Here is a 1,149-nt window from a genome sequence, read left to right on the forward strand (position 1 = left end):
CAGGTGCACCGCGAGCTGCGCATCGTGCGCACCGGCGAAGGCATCGAGCTCGCGCGCCCGGGCGACCGCATCGAGCATGTCGGGGAAATCGGCCATCGCGCCGATCGATTCGGCGAAGGCCTGCAGCTTCTGCACGAACTCCGAGTACTCGATCTCGTTGACCGCGCCCATCCGGTTGGCCAGTTGCAGCCCGGCCTGGAATTCGCCATAGCGCTGGCCGGCGGTGGGCGGCTCCCACTCGCCGCTGTCGGCATTCAGGCCCTCGATCAGGAACGGCTTGCTGCCGGCGCGGCGCGTCGGCGGCAGGTGCGGCAGCACCGATTCGGCACTGACGGGGGACTCGAGCGTCAGCGTCGCGATCGCGTCGATCAGCGCATCGATGCGCACGCTGGTGCGGCGCACCGGCGGCGGCTGCAGCGCGCTGCCGAGGTCGATGCGCGCAGAAGGATCGTGGCCCGCGGAGACCGGCTGCGGCTCGCCGAACACCGGCTCGCGCGGTTCGGTGAGCTCGCGGTCAGCGGACACGGTGGACCCCGGCGGCGGCAACGCCTCCATCGGCCTCCGCGGGCCCGCCTTGCGCGCCTGCCATGCACCGTGCGCAATCACGCCGGCCAGCACGACGCCGCCCAGCGCGGCCAGCGAGACGGTCAGCGTGCTCAATGGAGCCCCTCGTCGAATGGGTACATTCGCCGATCCCCCGAGGGGATGCCGGCCGGCTTGGGAGCGGCCCGGCGCTCGGCCGGCAGCGCGCTTGCCATCAGGCGGCCTCGGCCAGGCTGACGGCCGCTTCCATGTCGACCGCGACGATGCGCGAGACGCCCTGCTCCTGCATCGTCACGCCGATCAGCTGCTCGGCCATCTCCATCGCGATCTTGTTGTGGCTGATGAACAGGAACTGCGTGCCCTCGGACATCTGCTTCACGAGCTTCGCGTAGCGCTCGGTGTTGGCATCGTCCAGCGGCGCGTCGACCTCGTCGAGCAGGCAGAACGGCGCCGGGTTCAGCTGGAAGATCGCGAACACCAGCGCGATCGCGGTGAGCGCCTTCTCGCCGCCCGAGAGCAGGTGGATCGTGCTGTTCTTCTTGCCCGGCGGCTGCGCCATCACCTGCACGCCGGCATCGAGGATCTCGTCGCCGGTCATCATCAGCT

At 70.2% G+C, this 1,149-nt stretch carries 2 pseudogenes; both read right to left on the minus strand.

What is annotated here, in order from left to right:
* Positions 1-660, minus strand: a pseudogene (locus AC1D15_RS33410) (cell division protein FtsZ); the annotation flags it as partial.
* A 97-nt stretch (positions 661-757) separates the two neighbouring features.
* Positions 758-1,149, minus strand: a pseudogene (locus AC1D15_RS33415) (chromosome segregation protein SMC); the annotation flags it as partial.

The sequence above is a fragment of the Rhizobacter sp. P2_H2 genome (assembly GCF_056403375.1).